We start from the raw sequence: 23,178 nt of genomic DNA on the forward strand, positions 1-23,178 counted from the left end.
CATGCCCAGCGCGCCCGCTGAACTCAGTGCTTCTGCCTCCACCACCGCTTTTCGTCCGTTCTGGTTTGAGCAAGCGTTAGCGCGTGAAGCGCTGCCGCCCGCCGCGCCTTTGCAAGGCGCAACGACGGCCGATGTCTGTATCGTCGGCGGCGGCTTTACCGGTTTGTGGACGGCATTGCAGTTGAAACTGGCACGGCCCGAGCTCGATATCGTCATCATTGAGCGCGACCTGTGCGGCGCGGGCGCTTCGGGCCGCAATGGCGGTTGCATGCTGAGCTGGTCGACGCGGCTGTTCACGCTGCAACGTTTGTTTGGCCAGCGCGAGGCCACACGGCTGGTGCGGGCCTCGGAACAAGCCGTGCATGACATCGCGGGTTTCTGCAAAGCGCATGGCATCGAGGCCGACCTGCGCGTGGATGGCACCTTGTATACCGCCACCAACCAGGCGCAGATGGGCAGCATGGATGAATTGATGGCCGGGCTGACCAGCAGCGGCTGCAACAGCTGGCAGCGCTGGAATGCCGCCGATATCCAGAGCCGCGCAGGTTCGGCGCGGCATCTGGAGGGCTGGTATTCACCCGCTGCGGGCACAGTGCAGCCGGGTTTGCTGGTGCGTGGGCTGGCCCGCGTGGCACGGCAGATGGGCGTGCGCATTTACGAAAACACGCCGATGTGCACGCTCAAGCCCGCCGACCAGCCGCTGGTGCTGACCGAACAGGGCAGCGTGACGGCCGGGCAGGTGGTGCTGGCACTCAACGCGTGGATGGCGACGCAGTTCAGCCAGTTTGCGCGCAGCATCGCCGTGGTCTCCAGCGACATGATCATTACCGAGCCGCGCCCCGGCCTGCTGGCGCGCACCGGGCTGGCCCATGGCACCAGCGTGCTGGATTCGCGCACCTTTGTTTACTACTACCGCAGCACCCCGGACGGCCGCATCATGCTGGGCAAAGGCGGCAATACCTTTGCCTGGGGCGGCAAGATCCTGCCCGGATTTGATCAGCCCTCGGCCTATGCCAGCCCTTTGCAGGATGCCTTGCACGACTTCTTTCCGGCCTGGCGTGAAGTGCCGATTGCGGCGTCGTGGAATGGACCATCGGATCGCTCGGTCACCGGGCTGCCGTTTTTTGGACGGCTCGACGAACACCCGCGCATCTTTTATGGCTTTGGTTATTCCGGCAACGGCGTGGCGCCGAGCTATATGGGCGGGCAAATTCTGGCCTCGCTGGTGCTGGGGCTGGATAACGACTGGACGCGCAGCGGCCTGGTGCGCGGGCCGCGCGGCAAGTTTCCGCCTGAGCCGATCCGCTACGCGGGTTCGCTGCTGGTGCGCGACGCCATCCGGCGCAAGGAATTTGCCGAAGATATCGGCCATGCCCCCAGCCAGCTCGATTGCTGGCTGGCGCGGCTGGCCAATGCGGCGGGCAAGTCGGACAAGCGCGGCGCTTGATCGAGCCAGCTCTCATAGGGTGGGTCAAGACCCACCATTCAAAGCCGCGGATTGGTGCGGCAATGGTTGGCGGTAGTGAGTTCCAAGCCAGGTTGGCCAACCCGAGCGTCAATCAGACTAGCCTTTTGGGTTCGGATCTGCGGCTTTGTATGGTGGGTCTCGACCCACCCTATGGGGGCTGGATTGATTTTGTGCGGCCGGGCCTGGTCAGCCGTCGGCGGTTATTTTGAGTATCAGCTCGCGCAAAATCTGCTCGGCGCTGTCATTGGGTACCTGGCAAGTACCGGCCGCTTCGTGACCGCCGCCGCCGTAATCCAGCATCAGCTCGCCTATCCGGGTGGCCGAACTGCGGTTGATGATGGACTTGCCGGTGGCAAACACCGTGTTCTGTTGCCGCACGCCCCACAACACGTGGATCGAGATATTGCACTGTGGAAACAGGGCATACACCGTAAAGCGATTGGTCACGTAGATCGTTTCTTCATTGCGTAAATCAAGCACCAGCAAATTGTCGTAAACCCGCGCGCAACGCTGGATTTGCTCCAGCGCCAGCGGGCTATGTTGCTGGTACACCGCAACGCGTTCCTGCACATCGGGCAAGGCCAGAATGTCTTCGATGCTGTGGTCGCGGCAATAGCTGATCAAGTCCATCATCAGCGCGTAATTCGAAATGCGAAAGCTGCGGATGCGACCAAGACCCGTGCGTGCATCCATCAAGAAGTTGAGCAAAACCCAACCCTGCGGCTGCAGGATTTCTTCGCGGGTAAATTCGCCGGAATCGGCCTTGTCAACGGCGCGCAGCATCTCGCTGCTGATATGCGGAAACGCCTCGGCGCCGCCGTAATAGTCATACACCACGCGTGCCGCCGACGGCGCTTCGGGGTCGATGATGTGATTCGGGCGTGCGCCCTGGTTACGCACGGTCTCGGACTGGTGATGATCAAACACCAGATGCGCGTCGGCCACATAGGGCAGGTTGGTGGTGATGTCGCTGGAATTGATATCGACGCGACCATCCTGCATGTCTTTGGGATGGACAAACAGGATGTCGTCGATCAGGTCGAGTTCCTTCAGCAACACGGCCGAAACCAGGCCATCAAAGTCGCTGCGCGTCACCAAACGATAGCGGCGGGGCGGCATGACTAGCTCCTTTACGCCAGTGTGGGGCCGCGCCGGCTGGCGAGGCACTCCACAATATAGACGCTATGACGCCGCCCGCAGCCTTAAGGTTTCTTGCCGATGATGGTGGTGGCAGTGGCCACCAGACTGGCTACATCACCCGCATTCGCGGGCAGCAAGATGGTGTTGCCTTGCTTGGCGATATTGGCAAAGGCGGCGATATATTGTTCGGCCACTTTGAGGTTCATCGCCTCCAGACCGCCCGGCGCGCGTACCGCATCCCCGACCGCGCGTACCGCATCCGCCGTGGCGGCCGCCACCAGCCGCAGCGCTTCGGCTTCGCCTTGTGCCCGGTTGATGCGCGCCTGGCGTTCACCTTCGGACTGGTTGATCTGCGCACGCATATCGCCCTCGGATTTCTGGATGGCGGCGGTACGCTGGCCTTCCGACAGGTTGATCTGCTCCTGGCGTACGCCTTCCGACTGCGCGATGCGGCCGCGCTTTTCGCGCTCCGCCGTAATCTGCTGCTGCATGGCATGCAGAATCTCTTTGGGCGGCGTCAGGTCTTTGATTTCATAACGCAATACCTTGACGCCCCAGCTGGTGGCAGCCTCGTCCAGGGCCAGCACTACGGCGCGGTTGATATCGTCACGCTCTTCAAAAGTGCGGTCGAGTTCCAGTTTGCCGATGACCGAACGCAAGGTGGTTTGCGCCAGTTGCGAAATCGCCATCACATAGTTGGACGAGCCATACGAGGCCAGCTTGGGATCGGTTACCTGAAAATACAGAATGCCGTCGACGGTCAATTGCGTGTTATCGCGCGTAATGCAGACCTGGCTGGGCACGTCGAGCGGGATTTCCTTCAGCGTGTGCTTGTACGCCACCGCATCCACAAAAGGGATAACCAGGTTAAGGCCCGGCTGCAGCACCGAATGAAAACGGCCCATCCGTTGCACGATCCAGGCTTCTTGCTGCGGCACAACGCGAAAGGTGCGTGCCACAAAAATCACGGCAATGATAAAGAGGGCTATGGCAAAAGGCATGGTGTTCCTCAAAAGCTGATGTGAGCGTGGCGCGTGCCAGCCCGCGCTGGCGTACCGGCGCGTGGGGCGTAACCACAGAGTGCGGTTTGATTGTTGTGAGGGTGGGGTAATGGCTAGCGCGGGGGCGGCAGGATATCGATCAACAGCAAGTTGCCGCGCTGCGCCACGATATACCAGGCATTGGCATCGGGCACGGCGCCACGGCTTGCTTCGGCATCCCACAAGGTGCCGCGATAGCGCACGCGGGCGTGGATCTGGTCGGTCCAGCTATCGATACTGACGCGCTGGCCGATATCAAGGTTGGGCATGGGGGCGGGCACCAGGCCATGTTGGCGCCGGGTGCGCCACTGGTGCAATGCACCCACCGCAACCACCGCCGCCAGCGCGGCGCAGATAATCTGTAGCGGCGGCGACCATAGCAGCGAGGCCAAAGCGCCGGTGACCAGGCCGCAGGCCACCGCCAGCAGATACAAGGTACCGCTTAGCAGTTCCAGCCCCGCCAGTACCAGCGCGGCCACCATCCACATCATAAAAACTGACATACAGAGTGTCCTTCGTTCTGGCCTTATGACCAGGGTTCTTATTGTGTGCTGGAGATATAGATCAAGCCTGGGGTTAGCGCAAAGAAGCGGCAGATAAACTGTTGCGCCGCAGCATCAGCGGTATTTAAACGCCAAATAAAAAGGCGCCCGCGGGCGCCTTTTATGCAAATTGGCCTGTGCCAATTACGCAGCCAGTTTTTCAATCCCGCCCATATACGGCCGCAGCGCCGTCGGCACGGTCACGCTGCCGTCGGCGTTCTGATAGTTCTCCAGCACTGCCACCAGCGTGCGACCCACCGCCAGGCCAGAGCCGTTCAGCGTGTGCAGCAGTTCTGGCTTGCCGTTTTCGTTGCGGAAACGCGCTTGCATGCGGCGGGCCTGGAAGGCCTCGCAATTAGAGCAGCTGGAAATTTCGCGATAAGTGTTTTGTGCGGGCAACCAGACTTCAAGGTCATAGGTTTTTGCCGCGGAAAAACCCATATCGCCGGTGCACAAATTGACCACGCGATAAGGCAATTCCAGCTTTTGCAGAATTGCTTCGGCATGGCCGACCAATTCTTCCAAAGCAGCATATGAATTATCCGGATGTTCAATTCGCACCATTTCAACTTTATCAAATTGATGTTGGCGGATCATGCCGCGCGTATCACGCCCATAAGAACCTGCTTCGGAACGGAAACATGGCGAATGCGCGGTTAATTTGATCGGCAATTCTTCAGCTTTAACAATGCTATCGCGCACAGTATTAGTCAGCGTAATTTCGGAGGTCGAAATCAGATATTGTGCCGGGCTGTTTTCATCACCGCCTTTTTCCACCTTGAACATATCTTCGCCAAATTTCGGCAATTGGCCGGTGCCAAACAAAACGTCGGCATTGACGATGTAAGGGGTGTAAGTTTCGGTGTAGCCATGCTGCGTGGTGTGGGTGTCGATCATGAACTGCGCCAGCGCCCGATGCAGCCGGGCAATCTGGCCACGCAGCAAGGTAAACCGGGCCCCGGACAGGCGCGCGCCGCCTTCAAAGTCCAGACCTAGCGGGCCGCCAACGTCAACGTGGTCTTTTACTTCAAACTCAAACGTACGTGGCGTGCCCCAGCGGCGCACTTCCACATTGTCTTTGTCATCCTTACCGGCCGGCGTATCCGGGTGCGGCAGATTGGGAATGGACAGCAACAGGGCGTTCAGCTTGTCTTGCAGGGCGGCCAGCGCGGTTTCGTTGGCTTTGAGCTCATCACCCAGCGTGGCCACCTGGGCCATGATGGCGGATACATCTTCACCGCGTTGCTTGGCCGCGCCGATGGACTTTGAACTGGCGTTGCGCTGGGCTTGCAGATCTTGCGTGCGGGTCTGCAGGGTTTTGCGCTCGGATTCGAGCGCGGTAAAGGTCGCCGCGTCGAACTGAAAGCCACGGGCGCCAAGGCGGGCGACGACCTGGTCGAGGTCGTTGCGGAGCAGATTGATATCGAGCATGTTTGGCCGCTGTTTAAATAATAAGAGTTTGATCGAGGTGGTATTTGCTCTGGCAAAGAGCAGCGCGCCGACGGCTAGCGCGGGCGCGTCGGGCGATTTTACCCGTTTTGCTCGCGCCACGCGGCATCGAGTTCGGCCAGATGGCGCAGCTTCTCGGCAATTTTTGCTTCCAGCCCGCGCGGCGTCGGCTCATACAGTCGGGTGCCTTCCAGTCCTTCCGGCAAATAAGTCTCACCGGCGGCGTAGGCATCGGGCTCATCGTGCGCATAGCGATAGAGCTTGCCGTAGCCCAGTTGCTTCATCAGTTTGGTGGGCGCATTGCGCAAATGCTCGGGTACCGGCCGCGATTTGTCCTTGCCGATCAAGGCGCGCGCGTTGTTGTACGCCATATAGCCGGCATTGGATTTGGGCGCGATCGCAAGGTAGATCACTGCCTGGGCCAGCGCCAGTTCGCCTTCCGGGCTTCCAAGGCGCTCATAGGTATCAGCCGCGTCCAGCGTAATGCGGGCCGCCCGCGGGTCGGCCAGTCCGATGTCTTCCCACGCCATGCGCACCAGGCGGCGTGCCAGATAGCGCGCATCAGCGCCGCCATCCAGCATCCGTGTCAGCCAGTACAAGGCTGCATCGGGATTGGAACCGCGTACTGATTTGTGTAGCGCCGAAATCTGGTCATAAAAGGCATCACCGCCTTTATCGAAGCGGCGCGCATTCAGCGACAGCGCGTCTTGCAGAAAGGCCGCATCGATGTCAGTGCGTTTGCTGGCATTGGCGGCATTGGCGCTTTGCTCAATCAGATTAAGCATGCGGCGCGCGTCGCCATCGGCATAACCGACCCAGACATTAATGGCATCGGCACTGGCCTGCAGTTGCGGAAAGCAGCCGAGTGCGCGCGTGGCCAACTGACGCAGGTCGTCGTCGCCCAAGGCTTGCAGCACGTAGACCTGGGCTCGCGACAGCAAAGCAGCGTTGACCTCAAATGAGGGGTTTTCTGTGGTCGCACCAATAAAGGTGACCAGGCCGGATTCGACAAAGGGCAAGAAGGCGTCTTGCTGTGCTTTGTTAAACCGGTGCACTTCGTCCACAAACAGCAGCGTGGCGCGGCCGCGCATGCGATTGCCTTGCGCCTCGTCCATGGCGGCCCGGATGTCTTTGACCCCGGAGAACACGGCCGAGAGCGAGATAAATTCGGCATCGAAGGCATTCGCCAGCAAGCGGGCCAGCGTGGTCTTGCCTACGCCTGGCGGCCCCCACAGGATCATCGAATGCATTTCGCCCGAGGCGATGGCCAGCGCCAGTGGCTTGCCCGCGGCCAACAGATGGCGTTGGCCTACGACCTCATCGACCGTAGCGGGCCGCAGCCGCTCGGCCAGAGGCTCGTGCGGCATATCGGGCGTAAACAGATCATTGGTGGACGACATCGGCGTCTTTAGGGGGGGTGAAGTGGAACAAGCTGGCGTCCAGCTTGGGATTGCGTGTGATCTGGCTAAAGCGGATCTGCGTGGTCTGGCCAAATTTGTCGAGCAGATCCATCTGCGCGATCTGGCCGTTGGCAAAGCCGAGCCGCACTACTTCAAAGCTGCTGTCCGCGCGCTTGGGCGTGGCTTCCAGCCAGGTCATATTGTCTTTGTCAGCCAGCGTGCGCAGGGTGTAGTTCTTTTCCCAGCCGGTGTCGCCCGCCAGAATGGCGGCGGGGCTGCTTTCCAGCGCGTTGCCCATATCCTTGACCGTGGCTTGTTTCAGGTCCGGGTCGTACAGCCAGACTTGTTGGCCGTCGCCGACGATCATTTGTTGATACGGCTTTTGATACTCCCAGCGGAACTTGCCCGGGATGGCAATCGCCACCGTGCCGCTGCTGTTCTGCGCTTTGCCTTTGCCGGTAACGGTCTGGTTGAACTGCGCCTGCAGCGAATGCGTGTTGGCCAGAAACTGTTTGAGGTCAGCATTGGCATCGGCCTGGGCAAATGCAGCAACGCCGGCAAAAACCAGGGCGCTAGCGGTAATCAGAATTCGAGTCATTGAGTGTTCTTCTGGTGACAGTCTGTAAACAAAGACCGGCTTGCAACGAATGCGTTCTCCAAAAAGAAAAAGCCCCACCATCGGCGGGGCTTTTGCTGCTAGCGCTGATTACTGAGCGGCAGGCTGGGTCACTTCGTGAACGCCTTGCACGTCGATTTCAACGCGACGATCCGGAGCCAGACACTCGATCAGTTTCTTACGCGGCTTGACCTTGGCGCAAGAATCGCCAGTTACCGGATCAGCCTTGCCCTTGGATTGAGCGTCAACCTTGTCAGCCGGTGCGCCCTTGCTCACCAGGTAGTCAGCAACGGACTTGGCACGACGATAGCCCAGGTCGAAGTTGTACTTCTCGCTACCGATACGGTCGGTGTAGCCAACCACAACGGCTTTGCCTTCCTTCGGATCCAGGTCTTTCACTTGTTCGTACAGCTTGTCCAGCGCGTCCTTGCCTTCAGGCTTCAGGGTGGACTTGTTGAATTCGAACAGCACGTCAGCCTTCAGCGTGAAGTGCTTGGTCACGGTAACAGGGACCGGAGCCGGTGCCGGAGCAGGGGCAGGGGCCGGAGCCGGTGCCGGAGCAGCAACAGGCTCAACGTAACCTGCACAACCTTTCACAGCTTTGTCTTTGGACCACGTGCCGGTTTGCCAGCATTCGCCAATACCATTCTTCACAACGCCTTCAGGGTTGGCGTCATTTACGTTGGTGCTATTGGTCAGGTATGCATCAGTTGCAGCGAAAGCGGAAGCGGAAAAACCGAGTGCCGCAACTACGGCGAGACTCGTCATCGTTTGCTTGAGCGACAGCATAGTTTTTTCTCCTGGTTGAATATCGTTCGTTTGAGATGATTTATATGGTGGTACAGATGTTATTGGGTATAACCAACATACCCTGGATGTCAAGTTGTTCTTCTTTCCAAACACCTTGCGCATTTTAGTGGTTTAACTTAAACGCAGGCAAATAAAAACACTGTGAACTTTTGCCGCCTCCGCGTTGAAATTGGTCTACCTGGCGCGACATGTTAAACTCCCGCACATGTCACGGCCTGCTTATGCAGGCTGTCCACCTGATCCGGTCCGCAAGGGCCACAACGCCAGATCGAATCCAGGAAGATGTCCGAACAGCCTAGCTTTGCCAAAGAAACCCTACCCGTCAGCCTCGAAGAGGAAATGCGCCGGTCCTATCTTGATTACGCCATGAGCGTCATCGTTGGCCGCGCCCTTCCTGATGTGCGTGACGGCCTGAAACCGGTCCATCGTCGCATCTTGTTTGCGATGCATGAAAGCAACAACGTCTGGAACAGACCTTACGTCAAATGCGCCCGCGTCATCGGTGAGGTACTGGGTAAGTACCACCCGCACGGTGACTCCGCCGCGTATGAAGCCCTGGTGCGTATGGCCCAGGACTTCTCGCTGCGCTACACGTTGATTGACGGGCAAGGCAACTTTGGTTCGATTGATGGTGACATGGCCGCGGCATATCGATATACCGAATGCCGTCTGGAAAAGTTGTCAGCGGAACTCTTAGCCGATATCGATAAAGAGACCGTCGATTTCACGCCCAACTATGACGAAAAAGAACTTGAGCCGAGCGTATTGCCGACCCGGGTTCCTAATCTATTGATTAATGGTTCGTCGGGTATTGCGGTCGGTATGGCCACCAATATTCCGCCGCATAACCTGAATGAAGTCATCGACGCCAGCCTCAAACTGCTGCACGAGCCTGAGACCACGGTCGACGACATCATCGACATCATTCCCGCGCCTGACTTCCCCACCGCCGGCATCATCTATGGCGTGCATGGCGTGCGCGAAGGCTATCGCACCGGCCGTGGCCGCGTGGTGATGCGCGCCCGTACCCACTTTGAAGACATCGCCCGCAGTGCCGATCGCCAGGCCATCATCGTGGATGAATTGCCCTACCAGGTGAACAAGGCGCGTCTGCTCGAGCGTATTGGCGAACTGGTGCGCGAAAAGACCATTGAGGGCATCAGCGAAATCCGCGACGAATCCGACAAGTCGGGGATGCGCGTGGTAATCGAACTCAAGCGCGGCGAAGTGCCTGAGGTGGTACTGAACAATCTGTACAAGCAGACCCAGCTGCAAGACAGCTTCGGTATCAATATGGTGGCGCTGGTCGATGGCCAGCCGCGTTTGTTGAATATCAAGCAAGTGCTGGAAAGCTTCCTCAAACACCGGCGCGAAGTGGTTACCCGGCGCACCGTGTTTGAACTGCGCAAGGCGCGTGAGCGTGGCCATATTCTGGAAGGCCTGGCCGTTGCGCTGTCCAACGTCGACGAAATCATCGAGCTGATCAAGGCCGCGCCGACCCCGGCCGAAGCCAAGACCGGCCTGATGGAGCGTTTGTGGCGGTCCAGCCTGGTCGAAGACATGCTGGCGCGCACTGATATCGGTGCCTCGCGTCCGGATGGTCTGGGCGAAGAATTCGGCATGACTGCCGAGGGCTATCGTCTGTCCGACGCTCAGGCGCAAGCAATTCTGGAGCTGCGTCTGCAGCGCCTGACCGGTCTGGAACAAGACAAGATCGTCGCTGAATATAAAGAAGTGATGGAACGTATTCTTGATCTGCTCGACATCCTGGCCAAGCCGGCCCGGGTAACGCAAATCATCGAAAACGAACTGGTCGAAGTGAAGGCCAACTTTGGCGACGCGCGCAAATCCGAAATCATTACGCACGCCGAAGATCTGTGTCTGGAAGACCTGATCACGCCGCAAGACATGGTGGTGACGCTGACCCACAGCGGCTATATGAAGGCGACCTCCACCGAGGAGTATCGCGCGCAGCGTCGTGGTGGCCGTGGCAAGCAGGCGGCAGCGACAAAAGAAGACGATTTCATCGACAATCTGTTCGTAGCGAACACCCACGATTACATCTTAAGCTTCTCCTCACGCGGTCGGGTTTACTGGCTGAAAGTGTATGAGGTGCCGCAAGGCGGCCGTAACAGCCGTGGCAAGCCGATCAATAATCTGTTGCCGCTGGAAGATGGCGAGAAGATCAACGCCATTCTGCCGGTGAAGGAATTCCGTGAAGACCAGTATGTCTTTATGGCGACGGCCGATGGCACGGTGAAGAAGACCTCGCTGACTGATTTCTCGCGTCCGATGAAGCGCGGCATTATCGCCATCAATCTGGACGAAGGTAACAACCTGATCGGTGTGGCGCTGACGTCCGGCAACGATCAGGTCATGTTGTTCTCCGATGGCGGCAAGTCGGTGCGCTTTACCGAAACCGATGTGCGCCCGATGGGCCGTAACGCCGGCGGTGTGCGCGGCATGATGTTGGGCGAAGGCCAGAAAGTGATATCGCTGCTGGTTGCCAACGATGACGCACAGCAGGTGTTGGCGGCAACCGAGAAGGGTTACGGCAAGCGCACGCCGGTGGGCGAATATCGCCTGACCAGCCGTGGCACGCAGGGTGTAATTGCCATCGATACCGGCGAGCGTAACGGCAAACTGGTTGCGGCAACCCTGGTCACCGAGAGCGATGACGTGATGTTGATTACCACCGGCGGCGTGCTGATCCGCACCAAGGTGGCCGAGATACGCGAAACCGGTCGAGCCGCGCAAGGCGTACGCCTGATCAACCTGGATGAGGGCGAAGCATTGTCCGGCCTGGAAAAAGTGGTCGAAACCGGTGACGACGACGAAGAAGTGATCGAAGGCGAAGAGGGTGGTAGCGACAGCACCGCCGCGGCTGCTGACGATGCCGCACCGGCAGCACCGGCCGCTGATGATGCATCGGATGCTGACGAAGGCCCGCAAGACGAAGTATAAAAATCACGGAGAGCGGCACGCATGAACAGCCTTTGGTTGCCTGTAGAAAACCCGGTGTTTTTTGAGCAGTTGCAGCAGTGGTTCATGGCGTTGCCGCATTGCCGTGCGCTCGGCATGCGTTTTGCCAGTGCCGAGCGCGGTCGTGCCACGCTCGAGCTGCCGTTCAGCGACAAGCTGATCGGCAATCCCGATACCCGTGTGATCCACGGTGGCGTGGTCACTTCGCTGATCGATACCTGCAGCGGTACAGCCATCTATACCCTGCTGGGCGGGCCGGAACCGCTGGCCACGCTTGATCTGCGCATCGACTATCTGCGCCCGGCCCGGCCGGACGCGCCACTGTATTGCATGGCCGAATGCTACCGCCTGACCGACAATGTGGCGTTCACGCGGGCGACGGCGTATCAGGATGATCCTCAGAAGCCCGTGGCCCACAGCGTGGCGACGTTTGCCCGCGGCATGGACCCGAAAAGCAAGGCGGCCGCATGAGTACATTGCATCCGGTACACAGCATAGAAGACCTGGTCTGCGCCATCGCCGCGATTCCGTATGCCTCTTTATTAGGCATGCAGGTGCGCGATGAAGCCGGTCAGCCCATGTTTTTTCTGCCGTATGCCGAACACAATATCGGCAACACCTTGTTGCCAGCGCTGCATGGCGGCGTCATCGGCGGGTTTCTCGAAAACGCCGCCGTACTGCATTTGATGTGGGCGCGAGAAGCCGAAGGCATTCCGCGTGTGATCGACTTTTCGATCGATTATTTGCGTAGCGGCAAGCCGCAAGATTTGTACTGTCGCTGCGATATCGTGCGCCAGGGCAAGCGCATCGCCAATGTGCTGATGACCGCGTGGCAAGAAGACGCGGCCCGGCCGGTGGCGCAAGCCCGTGCGCACTTTCTGCTGGCCTGAGGGCCACGCACCCGACACATCGTGCGCCGCTGCGGCGGCCGCGTTTTCCACTGCGTAACCAGCAAGGATGATCATGTCCCAGATCTATAACTTCAGCTCCGGCCCCGCGGTACTACCGCGTGAAGTTCTGCAGACCGTGCAGGCCGAATTGACCGACTGGCACGGTTCCGGCATGTGTGTCATGGAGATGAGTCATCGCGGTAAAGAATTTACCCAGATCATCCACGAGGCCGAAGCCGATCTGCGCAAGCTGCTGAATGTACCCGCCAACTATCGCGTGTTGTTTTTGCAAGGCGGCGCGCATTTTAACTTCGGCATGGTGCCACTCAATCTGTCGACTGAGGGTTCGACGGCCGATTACGTCGATACCGGGCACTGGTCGCGCATTGCCATCAAAGAAGCGCGCCGTTACGCCAATGTCAATGTGGTCACCAGCAACGAAGATCGTGGCAGCACTTATGTGCCGGACGAAGCCAGCTGGAAGCGTTCGGCCAGCGCGGCATATCTGCATTACTGCTCCAACGAAACCATCGGTGGCGTCGAGTTTCCGTTTGTGCCCGCCAGCACCTTTGAGGGCAAAGACATTCCGCTGGTGTGCGACATGTCGTCCAACATCCTGAGCCGTCCGCTCGATATCAGCAAATTTGGCGTGATCTACGCGGGTGCGCAAAAGAACATCGGACCGTCGGGCCTGACGCTGGCCATTATCCGCGAAGACCTGCTGGGCCATGCGCGCCCGGGCACGCCGACCATGCTGGATTACCAGGTGCATGCGGCGGCCGATTCGCTCTATAACACCCCACCCACCTTCGGCATTTATGTGGCCGGGCTGGTGTTTAAATGGCTGTTGTCGAATGGCGGCGTGGCCGCGATGGAAGCGCGCAATATCGAGAAGGCGGCGTTGTTATACGAAGTGATTTCGGCCTCCAATGAGTTCTATCGCTGCCCGGTAGAAAAACCATTCCGTTCACGCATGAACGTGCCGTTCTTCCTGCACGATGACGCGCTCAACGCGGCCTTCCTTGAAGGTGCGCAAGCGCACGGTCTGTTGCAACTGAAGGGCCATCGCGCGGTGGGCGGTATGCGCGCCTCCATCTACAACGCCATGCCATTTGAGGGCGTCAAAACCCTGGCAGAATATATGCGTGAATTCGCGCGTTCGCACTGAACGCGCCAGTCAGACCTGATAACACATGAATACTGGAGAAGGCATGTCGGATGACTTGCTGAAGGCGCATCGCGACGCAATCGATGCGATCGACGCCGAAATGTTGAAAATGCTGAACCAACGTGCCGAGCACGCCCGCACCATCGGTGAAATCAAAGGCGGTGGCGTGGTGTACCGGCCCGAGCGCGAAGCGCAGGTGCTGGCACGCATCAAGCAGCTCAACCAGGGCCCGCTGTCGGACGAGACTGCCGCCAAGCTGTTTCGCGAAGTGATGTCGGCGTGTCTGGCGCTGGAGCGCCCGCTGACCATTGCTTATCTGGGCCCGGAAGGCACGTTTAGCCAGGCGGCATCGATCAAGCATTTCGGCCACGCCGCGCACACGCAAGCGTGTACTTCGATTGATGAAGCTTTCCGCGTGGTGGAAAGCGGCTCGGCCGATTATGTAGTGGCGCCGGTCGAAAACTCGACCGAGGGTGCCGTCGGCCGCACGCTGGATTTGATGGTGACCTCGCCGCTGCATATCTGTGGCGAGGTGGTGCTGCGTATTCATCACCATTTGCTGCGCAGCCAGCCCGGCGTCGCGGGCATTTTGCGCGTGTATTCGCATGCGCAAAGCCTGGCGCAATGCCATGAATGGCTGAACAAGAATCTGCCCGCGGGCGTGGAGCGGATTTCGGTCTCCAGCAACGCCGAAGCCGCACGGCTGGCGTCGCGCGAACCCAATAGTGCCGCGATTGCCGGTGATGCCGCTGCCGAGCGTTTCTCGCTGCAACGGCTGGCGGAGAATATCGAAGACGAACCCAATAACACCACGCGTTTTCTGGTGCTGGGCCGGCAACAGACCGGGCCGTCGGGCAAGGATCGCACGTCGCTGGTGATCTCGGCACCCAATCGTCCCGGTGCACTGCATTCGCTGGTCGAGCCGCTGGCCCGTAATGGCGTGTCGATGAGCAAGTTTGAATCGCGCCCCAGCCGTACCGGTTTGTGGGAATACGTATTTTTTGTCGACATCGAAGGTCACGCCAGCGAGCCGCACGTCATGGCCGCGCTGGAAGAACTGCGCGGCGTTGCTGCGTTTGTCAAAGTGCTGGGTTCTTACCCCCAAGCGGTGATCTGAAGTCGTGTTGGAGTCGTTATGAAGTCAGTGGTTGTTTTTTGTGGTTCGCGCCACGGAGAGAAGCCGCAATACGCCGAAGCCGCACATGCGCTCGGCATCCAGTTGGCGCAACGCGGTTTGACGCTGATTTACGGCGGCGGCCGCGTCGGCCTGATGGGCGAAGTTGCGCTGGCCGCATTGCACGCGGGCGGCAAGGTGGTGGGCGTGATCCCGAGTTTTATGAGCGAACGCGAACTGGCGTTGCGCGAATGCACCGAGCTGATCGAAGTCGATTCGATGCACACGCGCAAAGCGCGTATGGCGCAATTGGCGGATGCGTTTATCGCATTGCCCGGTGGTTTCGGGACTTTTGACGAATTGTTCGAGATCCTGACCTGGTCGCAAATCGGCCTGCATGGCAAACCGGTTGGCATCCTCAATACCGCCGGATACTACGACGGCCTGCGCCAGTTTCTGGGCACCACGGTCAGCGAGGGATTTGTGCGTGCCGGTGAGTTCTCCAAGCTGCAATTCGCCGATACGCCGACGGCCATCCTCGACAAACTGGCCGCCACGCCAGCCCTGCCTGGGCGCTGGGAAAAGGCGGATCTGGTCAACAAGACCTGAGCGGTGCGGCGCAGCCGCCTGCATGAATCAATAGCAATCAGAACTGGAAAAACGTATGTCTCTGCGTGAACTTGCCCCTGAATACATCCGCGCCATTGCGCCTTATCAAATCGGTAAACCCATTAGCGAACTGGCGCGCGAAACCGGCATTGCCGAGGCGGATATCGTCAAGCTGGCGTCCAATGAGAACCCGCTGGGGCTGAGCCCGAAGGCGCATGCGGCGATCGAGCAAGCCTTGGCCGAGCTGGCGCGCTATCCGGATGGCAACGGTTTTGATCTGAAGGCCAGGATTGCGCAGAAATATAACGTTGGCCTTGATCAGATCGTGCTGGGCAACGGCTCCAATGACATTCTCGAACTGGTCTCACATGCATTTTTGACCACGCAGGATTCGTCCGTCTATTCGCAATACAGCTTTGCCTGCTATCCGCTGGCGGTGCAAGCGGCCGGTGCGCGCCATATCGCGGTGAAGGCAGTTGAATATGGTCACGACTTGCCCGCCATGCTGGCCGCGATTGCGCCGGATACCAAGGTGGTGTGGATTGCCAACCCGAACAATCCAACCGGCACCTATGTGCGCCCGGGCGATTTGATCGAGTTTCTGGAAGCCTGCCCGGCCAACGTCATCGTGGTGCTGGATGAGGCGTATACCGAATTTCTGCCGCCGGAAAAGCGCACAGACACGCTGGCCTGGGTCAAGCGCTTTCCCAACCTGGTGGTGGTGCGGACTTTTTCCAAAGCATACGGCCTCGCCGGTTTGCGCGTGGGCTTTGCCCTGACCAGCCCGGAAGTCGCCGACATTCTCAACCGTGTGCGCCAGCCGTTTAACGTCAATAGCCTGGCGCAAGCGGCAGCCTGCGCAGCGCTGGATGATGTGGAGTTTCTGGAGCAATCGCGCCGCGTGAACGAGGCCGGGATGAAACAACTGACCGAGGCTTTTGTGCGACTCGGCCTGGCGTTTATCCCGAGCTATGGCAACTTCGTGACTTTCCATTGCGGCGACGCGGCGGCACTGAACCAGTTTCTGCTGAACAAAGGCGTGATCGTGCGTCCGATTGCGGGCTACGGTTTGCCGGACAGCCTGCGGGTATCGATTGGATTGCCGGAAGAAAACGCACGCTTTATTGCTGCGCTGGAGCAAGCGCTGGGCGACTGAACCCGCCGCCAGCAAACAGAGTACGGGCCGTCACTGCTTTATGCGGTCGCGGCCCGATTTCTTTGCGCCTGGCGCAGGTTGTCGAAGGTGTACACGGCAAGCGCGATCCAGATGATGGCGAAGCCAAAGAAACGTTGCTCATCAAACGGCTCATGCCAGAGCAGCGTGCCGAGGATAAACTGCACGGTCGGCGCAAGGTATTGCAACAAGCCCAGTGTACTGAGCGGGATGCGCTTGGCGCCGAGGGCAAACAGCAGCAGCGGGATGGCCGTAACCGGGCCCGCCAGCACCAACAAGGCCTGCAGGCTGAGCGGCGCATTGAGCATCATGCTATGGCCCTGCACGGCCAGCACGGCCAGCCAGATCAAGGCAAACGGAAACAGCACCAGTGTTTCCAGGGTCAGCCCTTCCAGTGCGCCTACCGGATTGGTTTTGCGCAGCAAGCCATAAATGCCAAAGGTGCAGGCCAGGCCCAGCGAAATCCACGGCAGCGTGCCCGCCTGCCAGGTCAGCCAGAACACGCCTGCCGCCGCAATCGCCACCGCCAGCCATTGCCCCGCCCGCAGGCGTTCGCGCAATACCAGCACCCCCAACAAAACATTCACCAGCGGCGTAATGAAATAACCGAGGCTCGCGTCGATAACGCGGTTATTGGCGACTGCCCAGATGTAGATAAACCAGTTGGCCGAGAGAAACAGCGCGGTGCAGGCAATGCGCGGCATCAAGCCCGGTTGCGCCAGCGCCGGTTTCAGCCATGACCACTGCTTGCGTAGGGCCAGTACGATGCCGAGGAAGACCAGCGACCACGCGATGCGGCACATCAATACTTCAGCGGGCGATACGCCTTGCAAGGCTTTGAGATAGAGCGGCAGCAGGCCCCACAGCAGATAGGCGAGGGCGGCAAAGGCAACGCCAGATTGCATGGCTGGATACCGGGAAAAGAACAAGGCCGCCGATGATACCTGGCGGCCTGATCTGTGCAAAGTCTGCGTAATGCCAGGCGGGGGCCATGCGCATTACGCGATACGTTGGGCGTGGGGGCTTAATCTGCGCCGAGCAAGCCAGCCGCAGCCAGTTCACGGATACGGCGCACCGTGTCTATGTCGGCTTCTTGATAAGCCGACTTTACATAGGACGCGTAGTAGGCGTCTTCGGCCGCTTCCGAGCCCGGCGTGGCGGTTTCGGGCAGGCTGGTGCGGTAGATAAAACGCACAAACAAATGCAAGGGCTCGGGTTGCTCCAGCCGCATGGTGAGCACGCCGCCGTTATGCTGATCATTGGGCTGCGTGTCATAAATGATTTCGCGGCCCGTATCCCATTCGATGTGATCGCGGATATTGAGCTTGCCGAGGGCAAATTCGCGCACCAGAAAATCATCACCGCGTTCCATGATTTCCAGTTCGCTGATGTCTTCCTGAAAATCTTGCGGCTTTTCAGCGCGCCACATCAGGCCGCGCCAGACTTGCGCAGGCGTTAACGTGGTCAGCATCGGGTTGTTGGGGTCGTTGATTTCGACCAGATGTTCAAAGATCAAAGCGGTGACTCCTGTTCAACATGGCTGACTAGATCGGGGCAAAACCCGCTAACCCAATCCGGCAAACAAAAACAGGGCCGTAACGGCCCCGTTTTTAGCGAACACATCGGCTTAACGATGACGGCCGTGGGTACGGCGCGGCTGGTCAAACCACGTCGACACCGGGGTGTTTTCGTTGCTCAGCGGCTGGGCATCGCCACGCCGGATGGCTTCACGCAGCGAGGCGTCCACCTTGGGTGCGGCATTACCGTTGCCATTGCCATTGCCACCGCGGGCGCCACCGGCATTACTGCGCGGTTGACCGGTGCCACTGCCCTGACCTGCACGGCCCTGGCGCGCCTGACCATTGCCAGCGGCCTGACCTTGCGCGCGGCCCTGGCCACCCTGACCACCGTTGCGACCTTGACGCGGCTGCCCGTCGCCACGGGCCTGGCCTTCGCCACGCGGTGCACGCGGTTGACCCTCAGCGCGGCCTTCACCACGCGGTGCGCGCGCCTGGCCATCGGCACGGCCTTCGCCGCGCGGTGCCCGCGCCTGACCGTCTTCGCTGCGCGCCTGGCGCGGTTGCCCATCGCCCGTTTTGGCGCCACGGCCTTGCCGTTGCTGACCGTTGCTGCGGCCTTCGCCACGCGGCTGACCTTCAGCGCGCGGTTGACGTGGGCGCCGCGGCTGTTGGCCTTCTTCGCCCACGACTGCGCTGTCGCTATCCGCACCGGCTTCGGCACGATCACGGCGCGGTGCCTGACCGCGTTGGCCACGACCGGCACCACCGCTGCGCGCTTGCTGATCGCCACGGCCTTGACCACGGCCCTGGCCCTGTTGCTGGCGACCACGGCGGCCTTGTTCAATCGGCTCCGCCTTGGCATTCGGATCCGGCTCGAAGCCCGGCACAATTTCGCGCGTCAGGCTGCGTTTGGTCAGCTTTTCGATATCCGACAACAGTCGCATTTCGTCTATGCATACCAGCGACAGCGCTTCGCCTTCGGCACCGGCACGGCCGGTACGGCCGATACGGTGAACGTAGTCTTCAGCCACCATGGGCAGCTCAAAGTTGATCACGTGCGGCAGTTCTTCGATGTCGATGCCACGGGCGGCGATGTCGGTTGCCACCAGCACTTGCAGCGTGCCGGATTTGAACTCGCTCAGCGCACGGGTACGGGCCGACTGGCTCTTGTTACCGTGGATGGCAAGAGCGGGAATTTCTTCTTTGCTGAGTTGTTCCGCTAGCCGGTTGGCACCGTGTTTGGTGCGCGTGAATACCAGCACCTGGAACCAGTTGTTCTGCTTGATCAGATGCGCCAGCAACTGGCGTTTCTTTTCGCGATCAACCAGCACCACTTTTTGCGTAATGGCTTCAACCGTCGCATTGCGACGTGCCACTTCGATCAGCACGGGCTGGTTCAGCAGGGTGTCGGCCAGTTGCTTGATTTCGTCCGAATAAGTGGCCGAGAACAACAGGTTCTGGCGTTTTTTCGGCAGCAGGGCCAGCACTTTTTTAATGTCGTGGATAAAGCCCATGTCCAGCATGCGGTCGGCTTCATCCAGTACCAGGATTTCTACCGTCGACAGATCGACCGTGCCTTGCTGGGCGTGGTCGAGCAAGCGGCCGGGCGTGGCAACCAGAATATCCACGCGGCCCTTGAGCGCCTTGATCTGTGGATTGATGCTCACACCGCCAAAAATGCAGTGCGATTTGTGTTCGGTGTATTTGCCGTAATCGCGCACGCTTTCTTCAACTTGCGCGGCGAGTTCACGGGTGGGGGTCAGCACCAGCGCACGGATCGGGGCTTTTTCGCCGCGTTTGACCGTAATCGGATTGGCGCTAAGTAATTGCAGAATGGGCAGGGTAAAGCCGGCGGTTTTGCCGGTGCCGGTTTGCGCACCGGCCATGATGTCGTCTCCGGCAAGAACGGCCGGGATCGCTTGGGCTTGAATGGGGGTCGGTTCGGTGTAACCCAGTTCGGTTACGGCGCGAACGAGTTCATCCGCGAGTCCTAAAGCGGAAAAGGTCATGCAAATAACTCCAGAGCGTGTATCGGCCCACGCCGCGTGCGCGGCCCAGTCCAGAGCGGATACAGAGAATTGTCAGGTGAGAACGGCGACGACTGGTACGCTCAGCGTGGTTCGGTTTATTTGGCTTTAAGGCAACTGCCGGCGTCGACAGTTTGCGCTATCAGAAAACCTGCATGCTGGTTGCACACCCGGTATTGGCTGCCTGAGGGGTACGGCGCCAGTTTGCGACCACGCCGGGCACATTATACGCATGCCATCCCCCCCGTCGAGTGTTTTGCCGGAAACACCTGTCAGCGCGATGACATCACGCGCCGTTTTCAGGCAACCGGGTGGCGACAACGCATTGATAAACGCCGCCAAAAAAGGTGCGTTTGTGCCAGTGGAATAACTGCGGCGCGTGGGCGTAGCTGTAGATTTCGCGCTGCCACAAGGCATAGGCAAACGGCTCCAGCCATGCATTGACGCCGCGTAGCAACCAACCAACCGGATGCCACCATGCCGGTTTGTGGTAATCGACAAACACCGCCTCAGCGCCTGGCGCCAGTTGCTCCAGCATACGATTGACCACGGCGGATTTTTTGTCTTCCGGCACTTCGTGCAGCAAAAAGAAACTGCAGATCAGATCGTACTGGCCCACGCCAGCAAACTGCGCTGCGTCGTATTGCCACACTTTGGCCCAAGGCATGCCTTCAAGCTTGGCGCGCGCATGGCGTACCTGCGCGGGCGTCACGTCGGTCAGGTGGAACGCGCCCGTCGCCTCAACCCGGCGCGCCGCCCGCTGTACCAGATCACCGTACACATGCGCCACTTGCCACACCCGCGCGCAGGGGCGGATACGCTCCAGATAGGCGCGCATCAGGCGTTGGTCTTGCGCAAACAACAAGGTGCGCACCACCAGATTGCGGTCCAGCCAACGCACATTGCGAGAATTGACATAGGCCCAGTCATACACTTCGAGCATGTAATCGGGCACGCCATGATGATCGGGTTCAAGGTCGGGCCGTGGCGTGGTGGGCAGCGTGTCGACAAGCGTTTCTGGTCGCGGAGGTGTAGTCATGATGGGGCATAGCCTCTACAAAGAAAGACCACAGCATGGCAGTTTGCGAATGGTCTGATATTGCGCTGCACCAAATTCTGATCACAAAAACACTTGTGCGTGCGCGCGGCGGCTCCATCTGCCAGGATGACGCGACCGATCGGTCTAAACCGGCGGCGCCAGGTTGTGCTTATCAACTGATTGCGGAGTACCTGCCCGATGTCTCATCTGTTTGCCCCATTTCAATTACGCGGCGTGACCTTTCCAAACCGCGTGGTCATCTCGCCCATGTGCGAATACTCGGCCGTCGACGGTGTCGCCACCGACTGGCATCTGGTCCACCTTGGCAGCCGTGCCGTCGGCGGTGCTGGCCTGGTGATCCTGGAAGCGACCGCAGTCAGCCCGGAAGCACGCATCAGTCCCGCTGATCTGGGGCTGTGGAACGATACCCAGACCGCCGCGCTCAAGCGCATCGTTGATTTTATGCATCAGCAAGGTAGCGCGGCCGGGGTGCAACTGGCACATGCCGGCCGCAAAGCCAGCACTTACGCCCCGTGGGCCGGCAATGGCGCGGTCAGCAAAGCACAGGGCGGTTGGGATGTGGTGGCGCCGTCGGCGGTACCGTTCTCGCCAGAATATCCGCAGCCGCAGGCACTGGATCAGGCGGGTATCGATAAAGTGGTGGCAGATTTCGTCGCCGCCACGCAACGTGCGCTGGCCGCCGGTTTTGACGTGATCGAAATCCACGCCGCCCATGGTTATCTGCTGCATCAATTCCTGTCGCCGCTTTCCAATCAGCGTACTGACCAATACGGCGGCAGCCTGGAGAACCGGGCGCGCTTGTTGCTGGCGGTGACCAAAGCCGCGCGCGCTGCATGGCCCGCTGAATTGCCTTTGTTTGTACGTTTATCGGCCACCGATTGGGAAGAGGGTGGCTGGACCGTGGATGAGACCGTCACCGTATCGCGCTGGCTGAAAGAAGCCGGTGCCGACCTGATTGATGTGTCGAGCGGTGGCTCGGTGCCAGCGCCCAGAATTCCGGTTGGCGCGGGCTACCAGGTGCCGTTTGCCGAACGCGTGCGCAAAGAAGTTGAGGTACCTACCGGCGCCGTCGGCATGATTACCGATCCGATGCAAGCCGATCAGCTTGTGCGCAATGGCCAGGCTGATCTGGTGTTGATTGCGCGGGAATCGCTGCGCGATCCGTACTGGCCGCTGCACGCGGCCACCGCGCTGCACCAGACGCCGCACTGGCCGGAGCAATATCTGCGCGCGGCGCCCAAAGGCGCAGTGGCACGCAAACCGTTGGGAGCCGACGCATGAAGCTGGCATTTATTGGATTGGGGCAAATGGGCGCGGGCATCGCGGCCAATCTGCTCAAGGCTGGCCACGATGTGACGGTGCACAACCGCAGCGCCGCCAAGGCCGAGGCCTTGTTGCAGCAGGGCGCGCACTGGGCCGCCACCCCGCGTGAAGCGGCGATCGGGGCCGAAGCGGTGTTTACCATGGTGGCCGACGATGCTGCGCTTTTGGGTGTAACCCAGGGTGAGCAGGGCTTGCTGGCAGGTTTAGCGGCCGGCGCCGTGCATGTGTCGATGAGCACGGTCAGCTCGGCCTTGGTGGAGCAGTTGGCGCTCAGCCACGAAGCCGCAGGGGTCACGCTGGTGGCGGCGCCGGTATTTGGTCGCCCCGATGTGGCCGCGGCCGGCAAGCTCACTGTGGTTGCCGCAGGTGCGGCCGCCGCCATCGAAAAAGTGCGTCCGGCGCTGGAAGCCGTAGGCCAGAAACTGTTCGAGATAGGCACGCAGCCGCAACAAGCGGCCTTGATCAAACTGATCGGCAACTTCTTGATCAGTGCCGTGATCGAGGGGCTGGGCGAGGGCGCTGCCCTGGCCCGCAAAGCCGGGGTGGAGCCCGCCACGCTGATCGAGGTGCTGACCAGCACTTTGTTCAACGCGCCGGTTTATCACACCTACGGCAATCTGATTGCGCAAGGCCAATATCATCCGGCCGCGTTTGCTTTGCCGCTCGGTGCCAAAGACAACCGGCTGGTGCTGCAAGCGGCCGAGGCGCTCAATGTGCCGCTGCCGTTTGCCAGTGTGGTGCGCGACAAGTTTGTGCAGGCGCAGGCCCTGGGTCTGGGCGATGCCGATTGGTCGGCTATCGCCAGCGTCGCGGCGACCAACGCCGGTCTGTGAGCGCAGCGTGGTA

At 60.0% G+C, this 23,178-nt stretch carries 21 protein-coding genes; 10 read left to right on the forward strand and 11 right to left on the reverse strand.

Translation table 11 applies throughout. From position 1 onward, the window contains the following. The first annotated feature begins 1 nt into the window (after position 1). Positions 2 to 1,447, forward strand: coding sequence for an FAD-dependent oxidoreductase (locus ACYQ1A_RS06005; RefSeq protein WP_499361087.1), 1,446 nt, complete (start codon positions 2 to 4; stop codon positions 1,445 to 1,447). Between the two features lie 207 nt (positions 1,448 to 1,654). Here ACYQ1A_RS06005 and ACYQ1A_RS06010 read toward each other — a convergent pair whose 3' ends face one another. The 7 genes from ACYQ1A_RS06010 to ACYQ1A_RS06040 form a co-directional block, all read right to left on the reverse strand. Further along, on the reverse strand, positions 1,655 to 2,587 hold the full coding sequence (locus ACYQ1A_RS06010) for a DHH family phosphoesterase (RefSeq protein WP_499360991.1): 933 nt from the start codon (positions 2,585 to 2,587) through the stop codon (positions 1,655 to 1,657). A gap of 83 nt (positions 2,588 to 2,670) precedes the next feature. Then, positions 2,671 to 3,609, reverse strand: a complete 939-nt coding sequence (locus ACYQ1A_RS06015) for an SPFH domain-containing protein (protein ID WP_499360992.1) — start codon at positions 3,607 to 3,609, stop codon at positions 2,671 to 2,673. A gap of 113 nt (positions 3,610 to 3,722) precedes the next feature. Then, a complete protein-coding gene (locus tag ACYQ1A_RS06020) occupies positions 3,723 to 4,151 on the reverse strand; it encodes an NfeD family protein (RefSeq protein WP_499360994.1) in 429 nt (142 codons plus the stop codon). Positions 4,152 to 4,334: 183 nt separating this feature from the next. Beyond that, positions 4,335 to 5,621 (reverse strand): serine--tRNA ligase, encoded by a 1,287-nt coding sequence (gene serS, locus ACYQ1A_RS06025; protein ID WP_499360996.1) that lies wholly within the window; start codon positions 5,619 to 5,621, stop codon positions 4,335 to 4,337. Positions 5,622 to 5,719: 98 nt separating this feature from the next. Further along, positions 5,720 to 7,039: a replication-associated recombination protein A gene (locus ACYQ1A_RS06030; protein ID WP_499360998.1), complete on the reverse strand. Its 1,320-nt coding sequence runs from the start codon at positions 7,037 to 7,039 to the stop codon at positions 5,720 to 5,722. Beyond that, complete coding sequence (lolA, locus tag ACYQ1A_RS06035; RefSeq protein ID WP_499361000.1) at positions 7,023 to 7,637, reverse strand: outer membrane lipoprotein periplasmic chaperone LolA; 615 nt, start codon at positions 7,635 to 7,637, stop codon at positions 7,023 to 7,025. The genes ACYQ1A_RS06030 and lolA overlap by 17 nt, the downstream gene beginning before the upstream one ends. A 108-nt stretch (positions 7,638 to 7,745) precedes the next feature. Further along, positions 7,746 to 8,444: an OmpA family protein gene (locus tag ACYQ1A_RS06040; RefSeq protein WP_499361001.1), complete on the reverse strand. Its 699-nt coding sequence runs from the start codon at positions 8,442 to 8,444 to the stop codon at positions 7,746 to 7,748. Positions 8,445 to 8,747: 303 nt separating this feature from the next. Here ACYQ1A_RS06040 and gyrA point away from each other — a divergent pair, with 303 nt between their 5' ends. The 7 genes from gyrA (at position 8,748) to hisC (ending at position 16,384) form a co-directional block, all read left to right on the forward strand. Continuing rightward, positions 8,748 to 11,429 carry a DNA gyrase subunit A gene (gene gyrA / locus ACYQ1A_RS06045; RefSeq protein ID WP_499361002.1) on the forward strand — a complete coding sequence of 894 codons (2,682 nt, stop codon included), beginning with the start codon at positions 8,748 to 8,750 and terminating at the stop codon, positions 11,427 to 11,429. A 21-nt stretch (positions 11,430 to 11,450) separates the two neighbouring features. Beyond that, positions 11,451 to 11,918 carry a PaaI family thioesterase gene (locus tag ACYQ1A_RS06050; protein WP_499361003.1) on the forward strand — a complete coding sequence of 156 codons (468 nt, stop codon included), beginning with the start codon at positions 11,451 to 11,453 and terminating at the stop codon, positions 11,916 to 11,918. Then, complete coding sequence (locus ACYQ1A_RS06055) at positions 11,915 to 12,337, forward strand: PaaI family thioesterase (protein ID WP_499361004.1); 423 nt, start codon at positions 11,915 to 11,917, stop codon at positions 12,335 to 12,337. Before ACYQ1A_RS06050 ends, ACYQ1A_RS06055 begins: the two co-directional genes overlap by 4 nt. Before the next feature lie 73 nt (positions 12,338 to 12,410). Further along, positions 12,411 to 13,505 carry a 3-phosphoserine/phosphohydroxythreonine transaminase gene (gene serC, locus ACYQ1A_RS06060; RefSeq protein WP_499361006.1) on the forward strand — a complete coding sequence of 365 codons (1,095 nt, stop codon included), beginning with the start codon at positions 12,411 to 12,413 and terminating at the stop codon, positions 13,503 to 13,505. A gap of 43 nt (positions 13,506 to 13,548) precedes the next feature. Then, the gene (pheA, locus tag ACYQ1A_RS06065; RefSeq protein WP_499361088.1) at positions 13,549 to 14,622 is read left to right on the forward strand and encodes a prephenate dehydratase; all 1,074 of its coding nucleotides are present in this window, start codon (positions 13,549 to 13,551) and stop codon (positions 14,620 to 14,622) included. Positions 14,623 to 14,640: 18 nt separating this feature from the next. Then, complete coding sequence (locus ACYQ1A_RS06070) at positions 14,641 to 15,228, forward strand: LOG family protein (RefSeq protein ID WP_499361008.1); 588 nt, start codon at positions 14,641 to 14,643, stop codon at positions 15,226 to 15,228. Between the two features lie 55 nt (positions 15,229 to 15,283). Beyond that, positions 15,284 to 16,384, forward strand: a complete 1,101-nt coding sequence (gene hisC / locus ACYQ1A_RS06075) for a histidinol-phosphate transaminase (protein ID WP_499361010.1) — start codon at positions 15,284 to 15,286, stop codon at positions 16,382 to 16,384. 38 nt (positions 16,385 to 16,422) lie between these two features. Here the strand turns inward: hisC and rarD are convergent, their stop codons facing one another. From rarD to rquA, 4 genes are all read right to left on the reverse strand, one after another. Then, complete coding sequence (gene rarD / locus ACYQ1A_RS06080; protein WP_062222966.1) at positions 16,423 to 17,307, reverse strand: EamA family transporter RarD; 885 nt, start codon at positions 17,305 to 17,307, stop codon at positions 16,423 to 16,425. A gap of 119 nt (positions 17,308 to 17,426) precedes the next feature. After that, complete coding sequence (locus ACYQ1A_RS06085; protein WP_499361012.1) at positions 17,427 to 17,918, reverse strand: SRPBCC family protein; 492 nt, start codon at positions 17,916 to 17,918, stop codon at positions 17,427 to 17,429. A 111-nt stretch (positions 17,919 to 18,029) separates the two neighbouring features. Further along, on the reverse strand, positions 18,030 to 19,931 hold the full coding sequence (locus tag ACYQ1A_RS06090) for a DEAD/DEAH box helicase (RefSeq protein WP_499361014.1): 1,902 nt from the start codon (positions 19,929 to 19,931) through the stop codon (positions 18,030 to 18,032). Positions 19,932 to 20,235: 304 nt separating this feature from the next. After that, entirely contained in the window at positions 20,236 to 20,988 is a 753-nt protein-coding gene (gene rquA / locus ACYQ1A_RS06095) for a rhodoquinone biosynthesis methyltransferase RquA (RefSeq protein WP_499361015.1), read from the reverse strand. Positions 20,989 to 21,186: 198 nt separating this feature from the next. On the opposite strand from rquA, the gene ACYQ1A_RS06100 reads away from it, so the two are divergent. Together ACYQ1A_RS06100 and ACYQ1A_RS06105 are read left to right on the forward strand one after the other, a co-directional pair. Beyond that, entirely contained in the window at positions 21,187 to 22,290 is a 1,104-nt protein-coding gene (locus tag ACYQ1A_RS06100) for an NADH:flavin oxidoreductase/NADH oxidase (protein WP_062223280.1), read from the forward strand. Further along, positions 22,287 to 23,165 (forward strand): NAD(P)-dependent oxidoreductase, encoded by an 879-nt coding sequence (locus ACYQ1A_RS06105; RefSeq protein WP_499361018.1) that lies wholly within the window; start codon positions 22,287 to 22,289, stop codon positions 23,163 to 23,165. The genes ACYQ1A_RS06100 and ACYQ1A_RS06105 overlap by 4 nt, the downstream gene beginning before the upstream one ends. The last annotated feature ends 13 nt before the right edge of the window (positions 23,166 to 23,178 follow it).

The sequence above is a fragment of the Silvimonas sp. JCM 19000 genome, from assembly GCF_054652575.1.